Annotated in this window: 23 protein-coding genes; 12 read left to right on the forward strand and 11 right to left on the reverse strand. The window is 67.7% G+C overall.

Annotation, left to right across the window (positions count from 1 at the left end; all coding sequences use genetic code 11):
• Positions 1 to 35 precede the first annotated feature (35 nt).
• The 10 genes from AC4ELH_RS07960 to AC4ELH_RS08005 are packed head-to-tail and all read left to right on the forward strand — an operon-like array spanning position 36 to position 7,376.
• Positions 36 to 1,277 (forward strand): cytochrome P450, encoded by a 1,242-nt coding sequence (locus tag AC4ELH_RS07960; RefSeq protein WP_498883809.1) that lies wholly within the window; start codon positions 36 to 38, stop codon positions 1,275 to 1,277.
• Between the two features lie 4 nt (positions 1,278 to 1,281).
• Positions 1,282 to 1,512 carry a ferredoxin gene (locus tag AC4ELH_RS07965; RefSeq protein ID WP_498883811.1) on the forward strand — a complete coding sequence of 77 codons (231 nt, stop codon included), beginning with the start codon at positions 1,282 to 1,284 and terminating at the stop codon, positions 1,510 to 1,512.
• Positions 1,509 to 2,510, forward strand: coding sequence for an LLM class flavin-dependent oxidoreductase (locus tag AC4ELH_RS07970; RefSeq protein WP_498883813.1), 1,002 nt, complete (start codon positions 1,509 to 1,511; stop codon positions 2,508 to 2,510). The genes AC4ELH_RS07965 and AC4ELH_RS07970 overlap by 4 nt, the downstream gene beginning before the upstream one ends.
• Positions 2,511 to 2,521: 11 nt before the next feature.
• On the forward strand, positions 2,522 to 2,977 hold the full coding sequence (locus AC4ELH_RS07975) for a nuclear transport factor 2 family protein (protein WP_498883814.1): 456 nt from the start codon (positions 2,522 to 2,524) through the stop codon (positions 2,975 to 2,977).
• Positions 2,974 to 3,774 (forward strand): alpha/beta fold hydrolase, encoded by an 801-nt coding sequence (locus AC4ELH_RS07980; protein WP_498883816.1) that lies wholly within the window; start codon positions 2,974 to 2,976, stop codon positions 3,772 to 3,774. The genes AC4ELH_RS07975 and AC4ELH_RS07980 overlap by 4 nt, the downstream gene beginning before the upstream one ends.
• Before the next feature lie 4 nt (positions 3,775 to 3,778).
• Positions 3,779 to 4,690: a DUF1028 domain-containing protein gene (locus tag AC4ELH_RS07985; RefSeq protein WP_498883818.1), complete on the forward strand. Its 912-nt coding sequence runs from the start codon at positions 3,779 to 3,781 to the stop codon at positions 4,688 to 4,690.
• Positions 4,687 to 5,874 (forward strand): M20 family metallopeptidase, encoded by a 1,188-nt coding sequence (locus tag AC4ELH_RS07990; protein WP_498883820.1) that lies wholly within the window; start codon positions 4,687 to 4,689, stop codon positions 5,872 to 5,874. Before AC4ELH_RS07985 ends, AC4ELH_RS07990 begins: the two co-directional genes overlap by 4 nt.
• The gene (locus AC4ELH_RS07995; RefSeq protein WP_498883822.1) at positions 5,861 to 6,340 is read left to right on the forward strand and encodes an Rv1363c family protein; all 480 of its coding nucleotides are present in this window, start codon (positions 5,861 to 5,863) and stop codon (positions 6,338 to 6,340) included. The genes AC4ELH_RS07990 and AC4ELH_RS07995 overlap by 14 nt, the downstream gene beginning before the upstream one ends.
• 23 nt (positions 6,341 to 6,363) lie before the next feature.
• Positions 6,364 to 6,918, forward strand: coding sequence for a hypothetical protein (locus AC4ELH_RS08000; RefSeq protein WP_498883823.1), 555 nt, complete (start codon positions 6,364 to 6,366; stop codon positions 6,916 to 6,918).
• Positions 6,888 to 7,376 carry a CAP domain-containing protein gene (locus AC4ELH_RS08005; RefSeq protein ID WP_498883824.1) on the forward strand — a complete coding sequence of 163 codons (489 nt, stop codon included), beginning with the start codon at positions 6,888 to 6,890 and terminating at the stop codon, positions 7,374 to 7,376. The genes AC4ELH_RS08000 and AC4ELH_RS08005 overlap by 31 nt, the downstream gene beginning before the upstream one ends.
• Here the strand turns inward: AC4ELH_RS08005 and AC4ELH_RS08010 are convergent.
• Complete coding sequence (locus AC4ELH_RS08010; RefSeq protein WP_498883825.1) at positions 7,373 to 8,074, reverse strand: type 1 glutamine amidotransferase; 702 nt, start codon at positions 8,072 to 8,074, stop codon at positions 7,373 to 7,375. The two genes, AC4ELH_RS08005 and AC4ELH_RS08010, sit on opposite strands and share 4 nt — an antisense overlap.
• Positions 8,075 to 8,079: 5 nt before the next feature.
• Entirely contained in the window at positions 8,080 to 9,300 is a 1,221-nt protein-coding gene (locus tag AC4ELH_RS08015; protein WP_044521359.1) for a Mur ligase family protein, read from the reverse strand.
• Positions 9,301 to 9,374: 74 nt separating this feature from the next.
• Here AC4ELH_RS08015 and AC4ELH_RS08020 point away from each other — a divergent pair, with 74 nt between their 5' ends.
• Positions 9,375 to 10,364 (forward strand): DEDDh family exonuclease, encoded by a 990-nt coding sequence (locus AC4ELH_RS08020; protein WP_498883827.1) that lies wholly within the window; start codon positions 9,375 to 9,377, stop codon positions 10,362 to 10,364.
• Between the two features lie 21 nt (positions 10,365 to 10,385).
• Here the strand turns inward: AC4ELH_RS08020 and AC4ELH_RS08025 are convergent, their stop codons facing one another.
• Both AC4ELH_RS08025 and leuA read right to left on the reverse strand, forming a co-directional pair.
• On the reverse strand, positions 10,386 to 10,772 hold the full coding sequence (locus AC4ELH_RS08025) for an SHOCT domain-containing protein (RefSeq protein WP_205264970.1): 387 nt from the start codon (positions 10,770 to 10,772) through the stop codon (positions 10,386 to 10,388).
• Between the two features lie 50 nt (positions 10,773 to 10,822).
• Positions 10,823 to 12,652 carry a 2-isopropylmalate synthase gene (gene leuA, locus AC4ELH_RS08030; RefSeq protein WP_498883828.1) on the reverse strand — a complete coding sequence of 610 codons (1,830 nt, stop codon included), beginning with the start codon at positions 12,650 to 12,652 and terminating at the stop codon, positions 10,823 to 10,825.
• Between the two features lie 318 nt (positions 12,653 to 12,970).
• Between leuA and AC4ELH_RS08035 the strand changes: the two genes are divergently transcribed.
• Positions 12,971 to 13,186 (forward strand): hypothetical protein, encoded by a 216-nt coding sequence (locus AC4ELH_RS08035; RefSeq protein WP_211156391.1) that lies wholly within the window; start codon positions 12,971 to 12,973, stop codon positions 13,184 to 13,186.
• A 70-nt stretch (positions 13,187 to 13,256) separates the two neighbouring features.
• Here the strand turns inward: AC4ELH_RS08035 and AC4ELH_RS08040 are convergent, their stop codons facing one another.
• From AC4ELH_RS08040 to glnT, 7 genes are read right to left on the reverse strand one after another with little or no spacing between them, the layout of a single operon-like run.
• Positions 13,257 to 14,261, reverse strand: a complete 1,005-nt coding sequence (locus AC4ELH_RS08040; RefSeq protein WP_498883829.1) for a lytic transglycosylase domain-containing protein — start codon at positions 14,259 to 14,261, stop codon at positions 13,257 to 13,259.
• 33 nt (positions 14,262 to 14,294) lie between these two features.
• Entirely contained in the window at positions 14,295 to 14,939 is a 645-nt protein-coding gene (locus AC4ELH_RS08045; RefSeq protein ID WP_044521341.1) for a helix-turn-helix domain-containing protein, read from the reverse strand.
• Positions 14,940 to 14,954: 15 nt separating this feature from the next.
• Positions 14,955 to 16,142 carry an NAD(P)/FAD-dependent oxidoreductase gene (locus AC4ELH_RS08050; protein WP_498883831.1) on the reverse strand — a complete coding sequence of 396 codons (1,188 nt, stop codon included), beginning with the start codon at positions 16,140 to 16,142 and terminating at the stop codon, positions 14,955 to 14,957.
• Positions 16,139 to 17,431, reverse strand: a complete 1,293-nt coding sequence (locus AC4ELH_RS08055; RefSeq protein WP_498883833.1) for an FMN-binding glutamate synthase family protein — start codon at positions 17,429 to 17,431, stop codon at positions 16,139 to 16,141. The genes AC4ELH_RS08050 and AC4ELH_RS08055 overlap by 4 nt, the downstream gene beginning before the upstream one ends.
• On the reverse strand, positions 17,431 to 18,114 hold the full coding sequence (locus AC4ELH_RS08060; RefSeq protein ID WP_211156388.1) for a GltB/FmdC/FwdC-like GXGXG domain-containing protein: 684 nt from the start codon (positions 18,112 to 18,114) through the stop codon (positions 17,431 to 17,433). Before AC4ELH_RS08060 ends, AC4ELH_RS08055 begins: the two co-directional genes overlap by 1 nt.
• Complete coding sequence (locus tag AC4ELH_RS08065; RefSeq protein WP_498883835.1) at positions 18,102 to 18,971, reverse strand: class II glutamine amidotransferase domain-containing protein; 870 nt, start codon at positions 18,969 to 18,971, stop codon at positions 18,102 to 18,104. The genes AC4ELH_RS08060 and AC4ELH_RS08065 overlap by 13 nt, the downstream gene beginning before the upstream one ends.
• 11 nt (positions 18,972 to 18,982) lie before the next feature.
• The gene (gene glnT / locus AC4ELH_RS08070; RefSeq protein ID WP_211156386.1) at positions 18,983 to 20,287 is read right to left on the reverse strand and encodes a type III glutamate--ammonia ligase; all 1,305 of its coding nucleotides are present in this window, start codon (positions 20,285 to 20,287) and stop codon (positions 18,983 to 18,985) included.
• Positions 20,288 to 20,308: the final 21 nt, after the last annotated feature.

The following is a 20,308-nucleotide window of genomic DNA, read 5'->3' on the forward strand; positions in this document are numbered from 1 at the left end:
ATAACGGTTTTCGAACCACGATCGTGGAGGTGTAAGTGGTAGGCGCGGTCGAAGACATCGATGCGGAGGCCATCGTCCGGGACCTGGTTCTGGGTGGTGTCGCAGATCCGTTCCCACTGTACGAACAGCTGCGGGAACTCGGGTCGGGCGTGCACTGGTCCGATGTGCTCGGCGCCTGGATCGTCTGCCGGTACGAAGACGTGCGGTCGATGGTGTCGCAACACGACGCATTCTCGAACGACACATTCTTCGCCGGTGGCCCGGGGATCCACGACCCCGAGGACCCGGAACATCGCCGGTTCGTCTCGATCAGCTCACGGCAGTTCATCTTCAAGGACCCACCGGACCACACCAGGATCCGCTCGATCTTCCGGCATGCGTTCACTCCGCAGTCAGTCGCCGGCTGGAGGTCCACCATGGAGGACGTCGCCGACGAGGTACTCAGCCGGTACCAGCCGGGCGAGGAAGTCGACATCATGCCCCACCTCGCCGCGGACATCCCGGTAGCCGTGATCGCCTCGATTCTCGGTGTGCCGAAAGACATGTGGTCGCAGCTTCGCGAGTGGTCCGAGGCGTTCGGGCGGACTTTCGACGCCGGGGTCCAGGGCCAGTTGCGGGACGCGTCCATCCGCACATCGCTGGAGATGATCGACTATCTGGCCGACCTGGTGAAGCGGCGCAAGGCCGATCCTCAGGACGATCTGATCACGCTCATCGCCTCCACCGAGACCGACACGGGCGAACTGTTGGAGCTCGACGAGGTGGTCTCACAGGTAACACTGCTGCTGTCGGCGGGCAACGACACCACCACGTCGTTGATCGGTAGCGCGATGACGATCATGATCGACAATCCCGACATCAAGGCGCAGCTGCAGGAGGACCCGGCGCTCATTCCCGTTGCGATCGAGGAGATGCTGCGGTTTGACCCGCCGTTCCACATGGACTTCCGCAAGGCGGTACGGGACGCCGAGTACGGCGGCAGGCAGATCAAGGCCGGCCAGATGTGTTTCCAGATCATCGCCGCCGCCAACCGCGATCCGCGCCAGTTCACCGATCCGGGGGTGATGGATATTTCGCGCGATGCCTCGCGGCACCTGTCGTTCAGCCATGGCATCCACTTCTGCGTGGGTGCGCCTCTGGCCCGGCTCGAGGGTGCGGTCCTGATCGGCAAGATCCTGGAACGTTTCCCCAACTTCACCGCGGGCAGTCGGCCCGCGGTGCGGCGAACCAGCAACATTCTTGCGCGCGGCTGGCATTCGCGTCCGGTGAGGCTGTGAGCAGATGACCGGCATGAGGGTGGTCGTGCACGCGGAGCACTGCATGGCCAGCGGAGTCTGCCGGCGCAGCGCGCCGGAGGTATTCGGCAGTACCGCCGACGGCTGGGTGACCTTGCTCGCGGAAGCGCCACCGGACGAGCTCCAGGCCGGGGTCACCCGGGCCGCCGAAGCGTGCCCGGTGGGGGCGATCGAGATCACCGAACAATCCGACCAGGACCCGAGAGGACAGCGTTGAGCACCACAGCACAGGTAGACGGTGGACGACTGGGCGTACTGCTCGGCAGCACCACAAAGCCGGAGGATATCGCCGGACTCGCGAAGTGGGTTGAACAGAACGGGTTCGGCGAACTGTGGGTGCCCGAGGACTACTTCTTCCTCGGCGGCATTGCGGGGTCGGCGATCGCACTGGGCGCCACCGACCGAATCCGGGTCGGAGTTTCGGTGGTGTCCTCGATGGTGCGGCACCCGGCGCTGCTGGCGATGGAGATCGCCACCCTGGCCCGGGCCTTCCCCGGACGGTTCGCACCGGGCGTCGGTCACGGGGTGCCGGCCTGGACCGCCCAGATGGGCCTCACCGTCCGATCACCGATGAGCGCGCTGCGCGAGACCCTCAGCGGTGTGCGGCGGTTGCTCGACACGGAGACGGTGACCGACGAGGGCAAGGTGCATACATTCGCCGAGGTCACGCTGACTCATCCGCCGGCGGAGCGGGTTCCGCTCTACGTCGGGGTACTCGGTGACAAAGGCATCGCGTTGACCGGGGAAGTGGGCGACGGGCTGGTGGTCAGCGTGCTGGCCACACCCGAATACGTTGCCGGAGCCCGGATCAAACTGGATGCCGCCGCCGCTGCGGCCGGTCGCGAGGACAAGCCCGAACTCGTTGTGCTGTGCGCGATCAACATGGCCGGCGACCCAGCCGCGGCGGCTCAGACACGTGAGCAGATCAAACCGGCACTGGCCTTCTACCTGGCCGCGACGGGACCGAACCCGATGCTCGGTTCGATCGGCGGCAACGACCTGCTGGCCGACATGCTGACCCGGGGCGGACCGGAGGTGGTGCTCGCGGAGATGCCCGACCAGTGGGTGGACGCGATGTCGATCACCGGGACGCCCACGGAAGCCGCGGTCGCGCTCAAGCGACTTTTCGAGGCCGGGGCGGACAAGGTTGTCGTCGTGCCACTGATCGAGGACAACGGCCGAGAATCCCTGGCCGCCATCGCATCCCTGTTCTAGGAGGTATACCCATGACCGATACCGACACCACCGCCATCCTGGCGGTACACAACGACTGGTACGCAGCAAATGTGGAACTGGTCGCCGAATCCATGATCGACTTTTTCCCGCCCGGGGATGCCTACCTGCAGTTCAACCTCAACGGATTCACCTACAACGGAGCGCAGGACAAGGCCAAACTGTGGCGCAACCTGCATGAACTCGGCGCGAAGATCAAGACCATCGGCGACACCGCCGCCCCCAACGTCGCGGTCTTCGGTGACGTCGCGTTGCTCACCTCGGAGGGGGAGTGCGAGCTGATGCTGCCCTCCCAGTCGGGGACGCTGGAGAGTTCGGGGTCGATCCGGTTCCGCAACACCGAGTTCTACCGCCGTGACGACGGCACGGGTGCGCCGCAGTGGCGGATCTGGCATATGCACGTCAGTGAGGCGGCCAAGGCCGGGACCGCGAAGTACGTAACGGAATGACGGCAACATTCCAGTCCCGCCGACTGGCCGGTCCGGCCGGGCCGCTGGCGGTGACGGCATCTGAACGGTTCGATCCGGGCGCCGCGGTGGTGCTCCTGCATCCGATCAATACCGCCGGAGTGGTTTGGAATTCGGTCCTGCCGCTGTTGGAGCTGCCCGCGGTGGCGATCGACCTGCGCGGGCACGGGCAATCCGTGTGGTCCGGCCCGTACAGCGTCGAGGACGGATACGTCCCGGATGTGATGGCGGTGCTCGACGGACTGGATCTGGACGCCGTGCACCTCGTGGGCGGCTCGCTGGGCGGGGCGATCGCGCTCGCGATCGCGGCCCGCCACCCCGGCCGGGTCCACAGCGTGACCACATTGGGCTCGACGCTTGGTACGGGCCTGTCCCATCAGGACATCGAGGCCATGGTCGGCCAACTGGAAAGTGTGGGCAGTCAGCGTTACTTCGCCGACCTGGTGCCCACGATCGTCGGACCGCGGTTCCGGGAGGAACCGCGGCTGCTGGACGTCGTTCGCGCGGCGGGTGAACGCCCGGAATCCGTGGTGGGTGCGATCCTTCGAGCCGCCTTCGGGGCCGACATCCGGCATCTGGTCGGTCGGGTGTGCGCGCCGGTGCTGGCAGTGGGCGGCACGGCCGATCCGACCTGCCCGCCGGAGATGACGGTGGAGATCGCGGCTGCCACCGGAGGCAGCACCGCGATCCTCGACGGGGTCGGTCATCTCCCCATGGTGGAGGTGCCCGGCCGGGTGGCCGAACTGATCAACCAGCACACCAACAAAGGAAACCGGTGAGGCCATGACGTATTCGATTGTCGCGAGGGATTCGGCAACCGGAGAGCTGGGGATCGGCTCGCAGTCGCATTTCTTCGGGGTCGGGCGGCTGGTCGGCTGGGGCGAGGCGGGTGTCGGTGTGGCCGCCACCCAGGCCTTCGTCAACGTCGACTACGGGCCCGGCGCCGTCGCGGCGATGCGGTCCGGGGCTGCGGCACAGGATGCGGTGGACGCCGTGACGGCAGCGGATCCACTGAGCGCGTACCGCCAGCTCGGTGTCGTCGATGCCGCGGGCCGGGCGGCGACGTTCACCGGTGATCGGTGCGCCCCCACCGCGACGGGCCTGGTGGCCGAAGGCGTCGCGGTACAGGGCAACATGCTGGCCTGCGACCGGGTCTGCCACGACATGTTGGAGGCCTACCTTGGTGCGAAAGGCCATCTGGCCGAACGGATTCTGGCCGCGATGGTCGCGGCGGAAGCCGCGGGCGGCGATATCCGCGGATCGCAGTCGGCGGTGCTGAGGACCTACGGCGCGCAGCGATCCGAAACCCCCTGGAACCAGGTCCTGATCGACATCCGGGTGGACGACCACCCGGAGCCGGTCACCGAACTGTCCGGTCTGCTGCCTCGGCAGCGGGCCTTCGATGTGATCGGTGCGGTGATCTTCGCGCAAGACCTGATGATCGGACCTTACCGCGACGTACCACCGGAGTTGTTGCGTGAGAAGCTCACCGGGCTGGCCGACGCAGCCGAGCTGCTCGGCCCGGACAACCGCGAGGCCGATTTCTGGCGCGCGGTTCTACTGGCGCGCAGCGGCGAGCGAGATGCTGCCCGGGCGCTGTTCGCCGAGCTGTTCACCTACCGGCCCGCGCTACGCGAATTCTTGACGGGCATCGGACCATTGGGTTTCCTCGAAGACGTCACGGACTATCTGTGAGTAACGCACTGGCCGCAGCGGCTGCGGTCGACGAATGGCGGTGCGCCGAGCTGACTGCCGCAATGGTGCGGTGCGATACGAGCAACCCGCCGGGCGACGAGCGGTCGATCATCCCGCTGTTGACCGATGTTCTGGTGGGTGTCGGGGCGAGAACCGAGGTCTTCGAGCCGGCTCCCGGACGGACATCGTTGCTCGCCATCGTGTCCGGAACGGGCCCAGGGCCGCGGCGGCGGTTACTGGTCAATGGACATGTCGACGTCGTCCCGGTGGTCGAGGAGGAGTGGGCCCTGCCGCCATTCGGTGGGGTGGTGCGCGATGGCCGACTGTACGGTCGTGGTGCCTGCGACATGAAGGGCGGTATCGCGGCGGCGATTGAGGGCCTGCGGGCCTGCTTGGACGCGGAGACCCCACCGGCCTGTGATGTGCTCTTCCATCTCGTTGCCGACGAGGAGACGGGCGGCCGCTGGGGCACCGAGGCGCTGCTGCGCGCCGGCCGTATCGCGGCTGACGCCGCCATCGTGCCCGAGCCGAGCGAGCTGCAGGTCGGTGTGGCCGAGCGCGGAGTGCTGCTGGCCGAGATCACGGTCGCCGGGCGCGCGGCTCACGGCAGTGACCCGGCGGCTGGGCATTCCGCCGTCGCGGACGCAGCACGCCTGGTGGATTTGCTGCATCAGGCCGACTTCGGCATCAGCCACTCGCTGCTCGGGTCGCCTACCTGCAACGTCGGTCAGATCCAAGGAGGTACCGCCCCCAATATCGTTGCCAGCTCCTGCATTCTGCGCGTCGACCGCCGAGTGTTGCCGGGTGAGACGCGGGAACGGGCCCTGGAGAGCCTGCGACAACTCATCGACACCGCAGGCGAGGACATCGACTGGAAGGTAGAGGTTTTGGCCTTCGCCGCCGGCTCGGAACTGGATGCGCAGCATCCGTTCGTCGGCTTGGTGCGGGCCGCGGCGGGCACGGAAACCCCGATTCGTGGACTCTATCTGGGCACCGACGCCCGGTTCCTGCGCAACGACCTCGAGATCCCGACGGTGGTCTACGGACCGGGTTCGATGACGGTCGCCCATAGCAGTGAGGAATCCGTGGCGCTGTGTGAGCTGACAGCGGCGGCCCGCACGTTCGCCACGGTTTTCACCCGGTTTGGCGCCGCCGAGACCGGAGGACACCATGTTCAAAGCTAAGTCTGCCGCGGTCTTCGGGCTCGCGACGGTCGTGGCCCTGTCAGCTGTCCTGGGGTGGTTGTGGTTCCGGCTCGATGACTCCCGTCGTGATCAGCAACATCACGCGGTGCTGGTGGAGGCGGCACGGCAAGGTGCGCTCAACCTCACCACGATCGACTACGCCAACGTGGACGCCGATGTGCAGCGCATCCTCGACTCGGCGACCGGCGAGTTCCGCCAGGATTTCGATCAACGGTCACAACCGTTCATCGACGTGGTCAGGCAGGCCCAGTCGAAGACTGAGGGCACGGTGACCGCTGCCGGTCTGGAATCAATCGAGGGTGATCACGGCCGGGTCCTGGTGGCGGTTTCGGTGAAGACGATCACCGGGGAGGCGGATACCGAACCGCGGCGGTGGCGGCTGCGTGTCGACGTTCAGATGGATGGTGACCAGGTCAAGGTGTCGAATGTGCAGTTCGTACCGTGAGTCCGGCGGCAGGAGGTTTGTCGGTGTCTGAGGAAATCGCGTCCGAAGTGGAGGAACCCCGCGACGAGACCGAGGTGCCGGCGCAGCCGGCCCGCCGGGACTGGGCGCGGATCGTCGGTTTCGGGCTGGTTCCCGCCGCGGTGTTCGTCGCGGTGGGCGCGGCCGGCTATCTGAAATGGGCAGCCGCCGGGGCGGATTCGGCCGCCACGGCCAGGACCGAGGCGCTACGGGCAGCCACTGAGGGCGCCACCGCGATGCTGTCCTATCAACCGCAGACGGTGGAGGAAGCTCTGCATGCGGCGCGCGACCGGTTGTCCGGGAGCTTCCGGGACTCATACTCCGAACTGGTCGACGGCACCGTGATACCCGGTGCCAAGCAGAAGAACGTTTCGGCGGTCGTCGACATCCCCGCTGCGGCAACAGTTTCAGCGTCTCCCAGCGAAGCCGTCGTGCTGGTGTTCGTCAATCAGACGACAACTGTGGGTGACGGAGCCCCCACCAGCACCGCATCCAGCGTGAAAGTGTCGTTGGTCAAGGAAGGCTCTCGATGGCTGATATCCGACTTCACGCCGGTATAGCGGCGGCGGTGGCCGGGTGCGTCGTCGTGCTCAGTGCACCGCTCGCGGGTGCCGACAACAAGCGGCTCAACGACGGAGTGGTGGCCAACGTCTACACGATCCAGCGCCAGGCCGGCTGCACCGGTGACCTGAAGATCGACAAGCGTCTCCAGCAGGCCGCCGAATGGCATACCGGCGATGTGTTGCACAACCGCACGCTCGAGGGCGATCTGGGCTCAGATGGGTCGACACCCCAGGACCGGGCGTTGGCGTCCGGATTCCGTGGACGGGTAGCCCAGACCGTCGCGATCAACCCGGCATTGGCGATCAGCGGACTGGACCTGCTCAACCGCTGGTATCACGACCCGCATTACTACGCCGTCATGTCGGACTGCGCCAACACCGCGATCGGGGTGTGGTCGGAGAACAGCCTGGACCGCACGGTCGTCGTCGCGGTGTACGGCCAACCCGATGCCTAGGCTCGGCGCGGGGCGGCCAGGCGTTCGCGGCGCAGCAGCTCGACTTCCGGAAGCTCCAGCGGTGGCAGCTCACCCACCACCTGCGTCAGCAGATGGTCGGCCAGTTCCGGATTGCGGGCCAGGCACGGGCCGTGCAGATAGGTCGCCACCACGCTGCCCTGAACCGCACCGTCATAGCCGTCGCCCAAGCGGTTGCCCGCCCCTTTGGTGACCGCGGCCAGCGGCCGGGCATCCGGGCCCAGAACCGTTCCGCCACGGTGGTTCTCGAAACCCGTCAGCGGCTGGGTGAGCCCGTCGAGCAGGGGAGTGGATGCCACCTCGCCGATGGTGCGGGCCTCCTGCGGCGATGTGGTGACGTCGAGCAGCCCGACGCCGTCCACCCGCTCACCGGCCGAGGTCTCGTACCAGTGGCCGAGGACCTGGATCGCAGCGCAGATCGCGAGCACCGGCGCGCCACGCGAAACCGCTTGTTGCAGACCGGGGTACCGGATCAGGTGCTTGGTGGCCAGCCGCTGCGCGTAATCCTCGGCGCCACCGAGGGTGTACAGGTCCAGCGAGTCGGGCACCGGGTCGGCCAGGGTGATCTCGACGATCTCGGCGTCGATACCGCGCAGCCGCAACCGCTGTTGCAGCACCACCGCATTGCCGCTGTCTCCGTAGGTCCCCATCACGTCGGGCAGCACGAGCCCGATCCGCACCGCACTCACGAGATCCGCCGATTCAGTTGCAGGAAGGCCGTGTAGTTGGCGATCACCTCGACATGCCCGGGCGGGCAGGAGTCGATCGCGGCGACGGTGTCGTGCACCAGTGAATGCTCGACGCCGGCGTAGCCGAGCCGCACCGCGAGGTCGGTGCCACGTTCGCCGGCGGCGACGACGACGGTGTCGTCGAAGTGCTCGAATCGGACGTCCCACAGCCAGGACAGATCCTCGCCGTCGGGCACCTGCCCGTTGACCGAGATGACGACGCCTGCGCCGTGCTTGTCGACCATGGACAGGGCTTCCTGCCATCCGGCCGGGTTCTTGGCCAGCAGGATCCGCGCGGTGTGAGTGCCGATCTGCACCGTGCGGTACCGCCCGGCGACCTCGTCGACGCCGGAGACCGCCGCCACCGCAGCAGCGGGGTCGGCACCCAGCGCCACGGCGGCCGCGACGGCCTGGGTGGCGTTACCGCGGTTGACGGCGCCGGGCAGGGCCAGGGTCATCGGCAGCACCAGGCCGTCCGGACCGTAGATGTGGGTGTCGTCGAACCACCACTGCGGGCTGGGACGTTTGAAGTCGCTGCCGGTCGAGTACCAGTCGCGCCCGTTGCGCTCGATGATCTCGCCGGATCGCGGGCAGCTCACCGAGTCACCCGCCCAGCTGCCGCCGGCGGCAACCCAGACCACGTTGGGGCTGTCGTAGGCGGCCGAGGTCATCAAGACGTCGTCGCAGTTGGCCACGATCACCGCGTCGGGATGCCTGGCCAGCCCGCCTCGCAGCGTGCGCTCGATGTGGTTGATCTCACCGACCCGGTCCAGCTGGTCACGGGACAGATTCAGCAAGACGATGACCGATGGCGACACCGCATCGCTGACGTGCGGGACGTGCATCTCGTCGACTTCCAGGGCGGCCAGCGTGGCATCGCGGGCCCCGGCCAGCGCCGCCACCAGGCCGGCGTCCATGTTGGCGCCCTCGGAGTTACTGGCCACCGGGCCGAGCGTGGCCAGGGCGGCCGCGGTCATCCGGGTGGTGGTCGACTTGCCGTTGGTGCCGGTCACGACGACGCTGCGGCGGCCCTGGCCCAGTTGGCCCAGGATCGAGCGGTCCAGCGTCATCGCCACCAGGCCGCCGATCATCGCGCCAGCGCCGCGGCCGGTGACCCGCGACGCCCAGCGCGCGGTTGATCCGGCGGCCAGGGCGGCGCGCCCGCGAAGGGTCAGCATTCCGGCGATTTTAGGGGCACGACACGCTGCCGTGCCGCCCGAGGTTGTCGGACTCGCGTGCCATCCTGGCGAATATGAGCAGCGCGTGGGGCAGACCGGCGGATGAGCCGGGCGCGGGCTGGGCCGTCGTCGACGTGGAGACCACGGGGTTCCGGCCGGGGCAGGCACGCATCGTCAGCGTGGCCGCCCTCGCGGTCGGGGATGACGGAAATGTCGAGCGCAGTGTCGCGACCCTGCTGAACCCGGGTGTGGATCCCGGGCCCACCCATGTGCACGGGCTGACGACCGAGATGCTGGAAGGCCAGCCGACCTTCGGGGACGTCGTCGACGAATTGAGCGACATCCTGCGTGGACGCACGCTGGTCGCCCACAACGTGGGCTTCGATTACAGCTTCCTGACCGCCGAGGCCGAGTTGGTCGGCGCCGAGCTGCCGATCGACAGCGTCATGTGCACCGTCGAGCTGGCCCGCCGGCTGGCGCTGGGCACCGAGAACCTGCGCCTGGAGACGCTGGCAGCGCACTGGGGCGTGAGCCAGATGAAGCCACACGATGCTCTCGACGACGCGTTGGTGCTGGCACAGATCCTGAAGCCGACCCTGGCCCGGGCCCGCGACCGCAAGGTCTGGCTGCCGCTGCGGGAGGTGACCCGACGGCGCTGGCCCAACGGCCACATCACCCATGAAGAGCTGCGGCCGCTGAAGGTGCTGGCCTCGCGCCTGCCGTGCGAGTACGCCAACCCGGGTGTCTTCGTGCCGGGACGGCCGTTGGTGCAGGGCATGCGGGTGGCGCTCTCGGCCGAGGTAGTGCGCACCCACGAGGAGCTCGTCGAGCGCATCCTGCACGCCGGGCTGGCCTACACCGACCTGGTGGACCAGCAGACCTCGGTGGTGATCTGCAACGAACCGGCACCCGACCAGGGCAAGGGCTACCAGGCCGTCGAGGTGGGGGTGCCGCTGCTCGATGACGACACCTTCATGGGCCTGCTCGCCCATGTCGTCGGTGGTGCCGACATCGAGCAGTTCTGCGACATCCCTGCCGAGAGCGATCAGTACACGCTGTTCTGATTCGCGGCTCGCCGCGGTCTTTTAGCTGAGCGCCTTCGCCTTCAACCCGTCGAACTCGGCCTGGCTGATCGTGCCGGCATCCAGCAGCGCCTTGGCGTCGGCGATCTCCTGTGCCGGGGACCGGCCGGCTGCCTCGCGGATGTAGGCGTCGGTGTCCTGCTTGGCGGCCAGCGCGGCTGCCTGCGCGCGCTCGGACATGCCCTTACCCCGGGCGATCAGGTACACCAGCGCGGTGAGCCACGGGAACACGATCAGGAAGACCACCCACACGGCCTTGACCCAGCCGGAGGTCTTGTGGTCACGCCAGAACAGGTCCGTGAGGATCTGGAACAGGACCAGCAGATATGCGATCCAGGCGAAGATGATCAGGAAATGCCAGAGGAAATCCCATGTCGAGCCCCAGTCCATGGACCGCTCCTTGCCGTTGGCCTCCGCGTAGTGATCTACGCCAGCGTCAGCTAATCACGCGCCGCGCGGTTGACGGCAGATACGACCGCGCGAAGTGATGCAGTTGTGATCGAAGTCGCGATACCGACGCCCCAGACGGTCCTGCCGCCGATCGACGCCTCGACGTAGGCCGCGGCCTGCGCCTCTTCGCCCGAGGACATGGCGTGCTCGGAGTAATCCAGCACGTTGATGTCGTAGCCGATGGCTCCCAGGGCGTCGACGAACGCCGCCAGCGGGCCGTTGCCGGCACCGATGATCTCGCGTTCGACGCCGTCGATCTTCACGATCGCGGTGATGGTGTCGGTGCCACCGTCCACCTCGGAGGCAACCACCTTCTGGCGAATGCGCTCCAACGGGATGATCGGGGCCAGGTACTCCTCTGAGAACGCGTCCCAGATCTCCTTGGGCGACACCTCGCCGCCCTCACCGTCGGTGATCTGCTGGATGGCCTGGCTGAACTCGATCTGCAGCCGGCGCGGCAGCACCAGACCGTGGTCGGCCTTCATGATGTAGGCCACGCCGCCCTTGCCGGACTGCGAGTTCACCCGGATCACGGCCTCGTAGGTGCGGCCGACGTCCTTGGGGTCGATCGGCAGGTAGGGGACTTGCCAAAGGATCTCATCAACGTCCGAGTCCATGTCGTCCGCGTCAATTTTCATCTGGTCCAGGCCCTTGTTGATGGCGTCCTGGTGGCTGCCGGAGAACGCGGTGTAGACCAGGTCGCCGCCGTAGGGGTGACGCTCGTGCACGGGCAGCTGGTTGCAGTACTCGACGGTGCGGCGGATCTCGTCGATGTTGGAGAAGTCGATCTGCGGATCGACGCCGCGGCTGAACATGTTCAGGCCCAGCGTCACCAGACAGACATTGCCCGTGCGCTCGCCGTTACCGAACAGGCAGCCCTCGATCCGGTCCGCGCCGGCCTGGTAGCCCAATTCCGCTGCGGCAACGCCGGTTCCGCGGTCGTTGTGCGGGTGCAGGCTCAGGATGATCGAATCGCGCGGGGTCAGGTGCCTGCTCATCCACTCGATCGAATCGGCGTAGACGTTCGGGGTGGCCATCTCGACCGTGGCGGGCAGGTTGACGATCAGCGGCCACTCGGGCGTGGGCTTGACGATGTCGGCGACGGCGTTGCACACCTCGACGGCGTACTCCAGCTCGGTGCCGGTGTAGGACTCGGGGGAGTACTCGAAGCGCCACCGGGTCTGGGGGTACTTCTTGGCCTCCTCGACACACATCTGGGCGCCGTCGGTGGCGATCTTCTTGACGGCGTCGCGGTCGGCCCGGAACACCACGCGGCGCTGCAGGATCGACGTCGAGTTGTAGAAGTGCACGATCGCCTGCGGGGCTCCCGCGCAGGCCTCGAAGGTGCGCTCGATCAGCTCGGGCCGGCACTGCGTCAGCACCTGGATGGTGACGTCGTCCGGGATCGCGCCGTCCTCGATGATCTCGCGGACGAAGTCGTAGTCGGTCTGGCTCGCAGACGGAAAGCCGACCTCGATCTCCTTGTAACCCATCCGTACCAGCAGGTCGAACATGCGGCGCTTGCGCGCGGGGCTCATGGGGTCGATCAGGGCCTGGTTACCGTCGCGCAGGTCGACCGCACACCACATGGGCGCCTTGTCGATGACGCGGTCCGGCCAGGTGCGGTCGAACGGGACGCCGGTGCCGAAGGCCGGGCTGCCGCCGGGGACCTCGTCGGCGAAGCTGCGATAGCGGCTGACCGGCATGGATGAGCCGCGCTGGGTGTTCCAGACGGGCTGTCCGGGGTTGGGGGTGCCGGCCGGCGTATTGATCGCGCGAACCGAACTGAAGGCATCTGCAGAGATGTCGGGGGTGGTCATGTCTTTGCTCCGGGGTTTGAAGGGGGACCCGACCGGCGCATCGCAAAAACCCGCGACAGGAAGCCGGTCTGATCAGACCCCGTCGCGGCGTCCGAGAAGGAGCACCCGCTGCACGCGGTCAACTGTACTCCGCGTCATTCCCAGGCCAAAACCTGAGGTTGACGTGTACTTCCCCCGATCGGGGGAACGCATCTTCATCAGTCCCATCGCCTGATCGCCCGACAGACCTGGGGCCGCCCAGGCCGCATTCTTGTCTCAGTGGCCCAACAAGCCGCCAAGGAAAACGAAAAGCCTACTGAGACAGAAGGATTCACGATCATGACCAAGTTCACCAAGGCCCTGGCACTGCCCATCCTGTCCGCAGGCGTCTTCGGCGCCGTCGCGCTCGGCCTGGCCGGCACGGCCGCCGCGCAGACTCCGCAGGGCGCGGGCAACCTCTACAGCCCTGATACCTACGCCACACCGGCGCCCGGCATGAAGCCCGGCTGGCACAACCATCACGGCCCGCAGCGGATCACCAGCATCTACGAGTGATCGACGTGGTGACTCGCACCTGCGAATCGGGGAAGGCGATCACCGGTCGGTGAGCGCCTTCCCCATCTCGTCAGCGCGCCCCGCCGGAGCGGCCGTTGCCAACTTTGACCTTGGGTGTGCCGATGCTGTGCCGGGATCCGCTCCTCGTGCTCGTGCTCGTGTTCGTGGAGTCCTTGGGCGTCACAGAAGATCCGTCGTCGTTTCGACGCACGGTCTTGTCCGGCTTGGCGGTGGCGTTTTCAGTCGACCCGTCGGCCGATGCCGCGGGGCCGGTGACCGCGCGCACGGCGACGCTCGGCGGCCGCGGCGCAGTGAGCGGCGGCAGGTTGACCGGAGCCACACCGGTGGCGTAGGCCTGCGCCCAGCCCAGCACGTTGGCGACGTAGGCCATCGAGTGGTTGTAACGCAGCACCGCGGCGGTCAGCTGCGACTGGTCGCGCAGGTCCGCTCCCTCGCTGCAGAGGTAGCGAGCCGCGGCCAGGGTGGCATCAAAGAGGTTGTGCGGATCGGCCTGACCGTCGCCGTCACCGTCGGCGCCATGCAACAGCCACGTGCTCGGCAGGAACTGCATGGGCCCCAGTGCGCGGGCGTAGATGGTGCCGCCGCCAAAGCTGCCGACGACGATGATCTCGTTGCCCGGCAGTGAGCCGTCGAGGGCTGGGCCGTATACGGGACTCACGGCATGCGTGGACTCGACATACCCGATCCCGGCGAGCAGGTTCCACGTCACACCGCAGTCGGGTTGGTGCTGCGCCATCATGGCGTCCGCGTTCTGGTAGGCCGCGAGTGCGATCGCGGGGATGTGCACCCCACCCGGTGCCTGAATCTCCGGGGGCGGGGGTGGCCCCGTCGTACCCGGCGCGGCGGCATTTGGACGCGCCGACGGCGCCGCCGCCCAAAGCTGGCCGGCGAGGTTGGGCAACGGCGGGACCGCCGCCGGCGGTCGTACCCGGTTCTCCTGGACCAGCCCGACCAGGCTGGGTGCGACGGCGACCGCGCTGGTCAACGCCATCCGAACGATCACGGCCAAGCACTTGGAGGCGTCGCGGACCGCTCGACGGGCACGGTGGCGCATAGGACAACAGTGACACAAACGCCGATCGGTGACTCACACCTGCGAATCGGGGAAGGCGATCACCGACAGGAACCGGATCGGCAGTTCGATCAGGTCAACCGGTCCGTGCGCGCCTTCACCGTCTATCTGTAGGGAGTCGCCAGGCTGCAGCCGGTACACCGAGCGGCTGTGGCTGTAGTCCATGACGCCCTCGAGCATGTAGATGAACTCGGTGCCGGGATGCTGGAACAGCGGGTAGGTCTGGCTCTTCTCGGTCAGCGTGACGTGTAGGCATTCGAGCCGCTTGTGCTCCCCGCGCAGGGAGCTGAGCAATTGATACTCATGGCCCTGTTTGGTGCCGTTGCGCACGATCTCCGGACCCGTGCCCGCCTTGACGAATGCCGCCGGACGCTCGACGTCGGCCCCGCGGAACAGACTGGTGACCGGAACATCGAGGCCCTTCGCGAGCAGGGCCAGGGTCGACAGGCTGCACGAGGTCTGGGCGTTCTCGATCTTGGACAGCATCGCCTTGGAGATACCCACCCGGGCGGCCATCTCGGCCACGGTCAGCCCGTGCTGCTGACGCAGCTGACGCACATTGCGCCCGATCGCCGCCTCGAATTCCAGTTCCTCGACCGGTTCGTTCGGATCACGGTCGCGAGCTGTGCCGGTGTTGCGGAGCAGCGGGACGTCGCTCATGCAGTCCGCCCCCGTCTATCGCATCTCCCCGGCCCCGACGTACGGGTACCGGCTCTTGAGCAAATTGTCCTCTGCGAACCGGGCCAATCGGAAATCCGTCTCGGGTATCCGCGGGTCGGAACTGCGGCCCTCGGTCACCAGGTCGGCGACCAGCTTGCCGACCGCCGGCGCGATCTTGAAGCCGTGTCCGCTGAATCCGGCCGCCACCATCAGGCCGTCGATCCCGGTCGTGGAGATCACGGGATTCCAGTCCGGCGTGACGTCGTAGCAACCGGCGTAGCTGCCGGTGATCGCGGCGTCGGGGAAGCCGGGAAATCGGGTACCCACCTTGTCGACGGTCAGGTCGATGAAGCCGTCGGTGGCCCGGTTCAGGTAGTCGTCCGGGTCGGCAGGCTCGCAGTGCGCCAGGTCGCTGTTGCCGAACAGGATCTCCCCACCGAGCTCGGGGCGCACGTACTGCAGCGACACCAGGTCGGAGAAAACCGGGACCGCGCCGATCGGGACCCCGGGGGAGATGGTGACGATCTGCTCCCGAACCACCCTGATCGGCACGTCGATGCCGTAGGGGGCCAGGAACGGCCGGGTCCACGCGCCGGTCGCCACGACAACGGTGCCCGCCGAAACCCTTGTGCCGTCGGCCAGCTCGACGCCGGTGGCCCGGCCCCCGTCGAGCATCAGTCCGGTCACGTTGGCGCCCTGTCGGATTCGCACTCCGGCGGCCCTCGCCGACACCGCGAACGCCTGCGCGGTCTGGTAGGCGTCGCCGTATCCGCCACGCGCCTCCCAGCCGAAGGCCGCGAACGGTTCCAGATCGGCCCACGGCCACAGCTTGGCGACCTCGGAGGCGTCGATCTCCTCGGTCTGCACCCCGACCTCGCGCTGGGCGGCCAGGCTCTTGCGCAGATTGCCGACGTTGGGCTCGCCGACTCCGACGACATAGCCGGTCTGCCGGAAGCCGATGTCGGTCCCGAAATACTGCTCGGCCTTCTCGAACACCTCGAGGCCGACCGTGGCCATGGCGGCCAGTGAGCTGACCCCGTAGTGGCAGCGCACGATCCCGCTGGATTTCCCGGTCATCCCGGAGCCGACGGTATTGCGCTCCAGGACAGTCACATCGGTGACGCCGCGTTTGCTCAGGGCCCAGGCCGCCGCCGCGCCCTCCAAGCCACCGCCGACGATGACGACATCGGCTGTTTCGCTCATGTCCCCGGAATCCAGTTCGTGCCGGCCAGCGGAACCCGCGCCATCGCCGCGGCCTCGATGGTCACTGCCACCAGGTCCTCGGGTTCCAGGTGGCACACATGGGCCTTGCCGCACGCCCGGGCGATGGTCTGGGCTTCCATGGTCAGCACGTGCAGGTAGTTGGCCAACCGTCGGCCGCCCTCGACCGGGTCGAACCGGGCGGCCAGCTCCGGGTCCTGGGTGGTGATGCCGGCCGGATCGCGTCCGTCCTGGAAGTCGTCGTAGAAACCGGCTGCGCTGCCGAGCTTCTCGTACTCGGCGGCGTAGCGGGGGTGGTTGTCGCCCAGCGCGATCAGTGCGGCGGTGCCGATCGCGACCGCGTCGGCGCCCAGCGCCAGCGCCTTGGCCACGTCGGCGCCCGAGCGGATGCCGCCGCTCACGATCAACTGGACTTTCCTGTGCACGTCCAGTTCCTGCAGGGCCTGCACCGCCTGCGGCACCGCGGCCAGGGTCGGGATGCCGACGTGCTCGATGAACACCTCCTGGGTGGCGGCCGTGCCGCCCTGCATGCCGTCGACCACCACCACATCGGCCCCGGCGTGCACGGCCAGCTTCACGTCGTAGTAGGTGCGGGTGGCCCCGACCTTGACGTAGATGGGCTTCTCCCAGTCGGTGATCTCCCGCAGCTCGTTGATCTTGATTGTCAGATCGTCCGGGCCGGTCCAGTCCGGGTGCCGGCACGCGCTGCGCTGGTCGATGCCCTCGGGCAGCGTGCGCATCTGGGCCACCCGCGGGGAGATCTTCTGTCCCAGCAGCATTCCGCCGCCGCCGGGCTTGGCACCTTGGCCGAGTACCACCTCGATGGCGTCGGCCTTGCGCAGGTCATCGGGGTTCATCCCGTAGCGCGAGGGCAGGTACTGGTACACCAGGTGCTTGCTCTGCCCGCGCTCCTCGGGCGTCATGCCGCCGTCGCCGGTGGTGGTCGACGTGCCGGCCTCGCTGGCCCCGCGGCCCAGGGCCTCCTTGGCCGGTCCGGACAGCGCGCCGAAGCTCATGCCCGCAATGGTGACCGGGATATCCAGGTGCAGAGGATGTTTGGCGTGCCGGTCACCGAGGATGACGTCGGTGCCGCAGCGTTCCCGGTAGCCCTCCAAGGGGTAGCGCGACATCGACGCACCCAGGAACAGCAGGTCGTCGAAGTGGGGCAAGCGGCGTTTGGCTCCCCAGCCGCGGATGTCGTAGATGCCGGTGTCGGCGGCGCGCTGGATGTCGGCGATCGTGGATCGATCGAAGGTGGCGGATTCGCGCATCAGTACTCACTCGCGTTGTCGACGTGGAAGTGGTAGAGGTTTCGGGCCGAGCCGTAGCGGGTGTAGCCCGCGGTGTCATCATCAAAACCCGCGGCTGTCAACAACTCCGCGAGTTCGGCACGGTGCTCGGCGCGCATCGGCTTGGCGATGCAGTCCGCACCCAGCGAGGTCACCTCGCCGCGCACGTAGATGCGGGCCTCATAGATCGAATCGCCCAGCGCCTCGCCGGCGTCGCCGCGCACCACCAGCCGTCCGGCCTGGGCCATGAATGCGCTCATGTGGCCGATGCTGCCGCCCACCACGATGTCCGCGCCCTTCATCGAGATGCCGCAGCGTGCCGCGGCGTCCCCCTCGATGACCAGCAGTCCGCCGTGTGCGGTGGCACCCGCTGACTGCGAGGCATTCCCGGTGACCCGCACCGTGCCGCTCATCATGTTCTCGGCCACCCCGGTGCCGGCATTGCCCTTGATGGTCACCTCGGCGAGCTGGTTCATCCCGGCCGCGTAGTAGCCGACGTGGCCTTCGACCGTCACGCGCACCGGCGCGTTGAGGCCGACGGCCACATTGTGCGCGCCGTCGGGGTGTGCGATGACGTAGTCACCCTCCACACCCGGTTGATGCAGCGCCGCGTTGACCTCACGCAATGGTGTTGTGCGCAGGTCGAATCCAACTAGCGTGTCCATGCGTAGACCACCTCCGGTTCCGGTTCCCAAATGCGTGCCTGCTCGACCCCGGGTAGCCCGGCCAGGGCGCGGTACTCACTGGCCATCGCCACCCAGTCGGCGGTTTCGGCGATCACCGCCGGCTTGCAGGCGATGGCGTCACGCACCACCGCGAACGAGTCGTGATCGGAGACCAGCAGTGTGTAGAAGCCATCAAAGGCTGCGAGGAGGTCCTTTAATGCGGTCGCCACATCACGGCCGGCGGCCAGCTGTTCGGCCACGAACCGGGCGCCCACCTCGGTGTCGTTCTCGCTGTCGAACGCCACACCGGCGCGGCGCAGTTCGCGGCGGATGGTGGCGTGGTTGGCGAAAGACCCGTTGTGCACCAGGCACTGTCCGGGACCGACGGTGTACGGATGGCAGCCCGACGGCGTCACCGCGGACTCGGTGGCCATCCGGGTATGCCCGACGCCCTGCCAGCCCTGGGCCTTGGCCAGGCCCCAGGCCTCGGTGAGGGCGCGCGGATGCCCGACCCCTTTGAGCACTGCCAGATCAGGGCCGAATCCGGAGATCAAAGCGGTCGGGTAAGCCGCCCGGGCCAGGCTCAGCAGCTCCTCGGAGTCCATGTCGGCCGACAGCAGGTAGGTCGAATCCACCTGCACCACATCCACATCCGGTCCCAGCTCGGGTGTCTCGGCGACATCCGTGATCGAGACACAGCCCTGCCCGTACGGCGACCACTCCGGGTCTCCGTAGATCGCGATCCCCGCCGAGTCGGCGCCGCGATCGGACATCTCGCCCAGCATCGCGGCGAGCAGTTCGCCGAGCCGCGGGTACAGCTCGGGGCTACGCAGGTGCAGCCCGATAATTCCACACACGTTTTCTCCTCTCAGAACGCCGTCAGGTACTGGTCGATCTCCCACGGCGTGACGGTGCCGTGGTAGGCGAAGAACTCGTCGCGTTTGACGTCGGCGAAGTAGGAGGCGACACCGTCGCCCGCGACGTCGAGCACGCCGGTGACGATCGGATCGGTCTCCAGGGATTCGATCGCGTGCAGCAGCGTGGGCGGCAGAGCCGCCGGTCCCTGGGCGCCCACGGCTCCCGGGTCGAGGCTGCGCTTGACGCCGTCGAGGCCGGCACCCAACGCGGCGGCGATCGCGAGATACGGATTGGCCGAGCCGTCGCCGCCGCGCAACTCGATGCGTTGACTGTCGGGCACCCGGATGTAGTGGGTGCGATCGTTGCCGCCGTAACTGGGCTTGCGAGGGGCCCACGAGGCGCCCGATGCGGTCGAGGTGGCACCGGTTCGCTTGTAGGAGTTGACGGTCGGCGCGACGACGGACTGCAGCGCGCAGGCATGGTCGAGGATGCCGCCGATGAACGCGTACGCCGTCTCGGACAGGCCCAGGCCCCGCTCGTCGGCGTCGGCCGGGAAGACCGGCGTCCCGGCACTGGTCAGTGACAGGTGCAGGTGCAGGCCGCTGCCGGTGCGGTCGGAGAACGGCTTGGGCATGAAGGTGGCCACCATGTCCCGTTCGGCGGCGATCATCGACAGCAGGTAGCGCAGGGTGATCACCCGGTCGGCAGTGGTCAGTGCGTCGGAGAACTCGAAGTTCTGCTCGAACTGCCCGTTGCCGTCCTCGTGGTCGTTGGCGTAGTTGGACCAGCCGAGTGAGTTCATCGCGGTGGAGATCGCGGTGAGGTGGTCGTACATCCGGGTGACGCCGCGGGCGTCGTAACAGGGTTGGGCAGCCGTGTCCGCCGCGTCGGCGGTGGCCAGCGTGCCGTCGGCGCCGCGGCGCAGCAGGAAGTACTCGACCTCGGCGCCGACCCAGGGTTCGAATCCCGCGTCGGCGGCGCGCTGGATCAGACCTCTGAGGATGACCCGCGGCGCGTACGGCCACGGCGCGCCCCCGACGTGGGGGTCGCAATGCACCAGGGCCAGGCCCTCTTTGATGAACGGGATCGGGGTGAACGAGGCGGGATCGGGGATGGCGATCAGGTCGGGGTCTTTGGGCTCCTGGCCCATGGCGCCGACGGCGTAGCCGGCGAAGCCGACGCCCTCGGTGGCCAGCAGCTCGACCGATTCGACGGGAACCAGTTTGGCGCAAGGCTTTCCGCGCAGGTCGACGAACAGCGCGAGGATGAACTTGGTGCCGGATTGTTCGGCGAGGGCGGCGAGATCGGAGGGCATAGCACCAGCACTTTCGTCTCT

Source organism: Mycobacterium shunyiense (assembly GCF_058270075.1).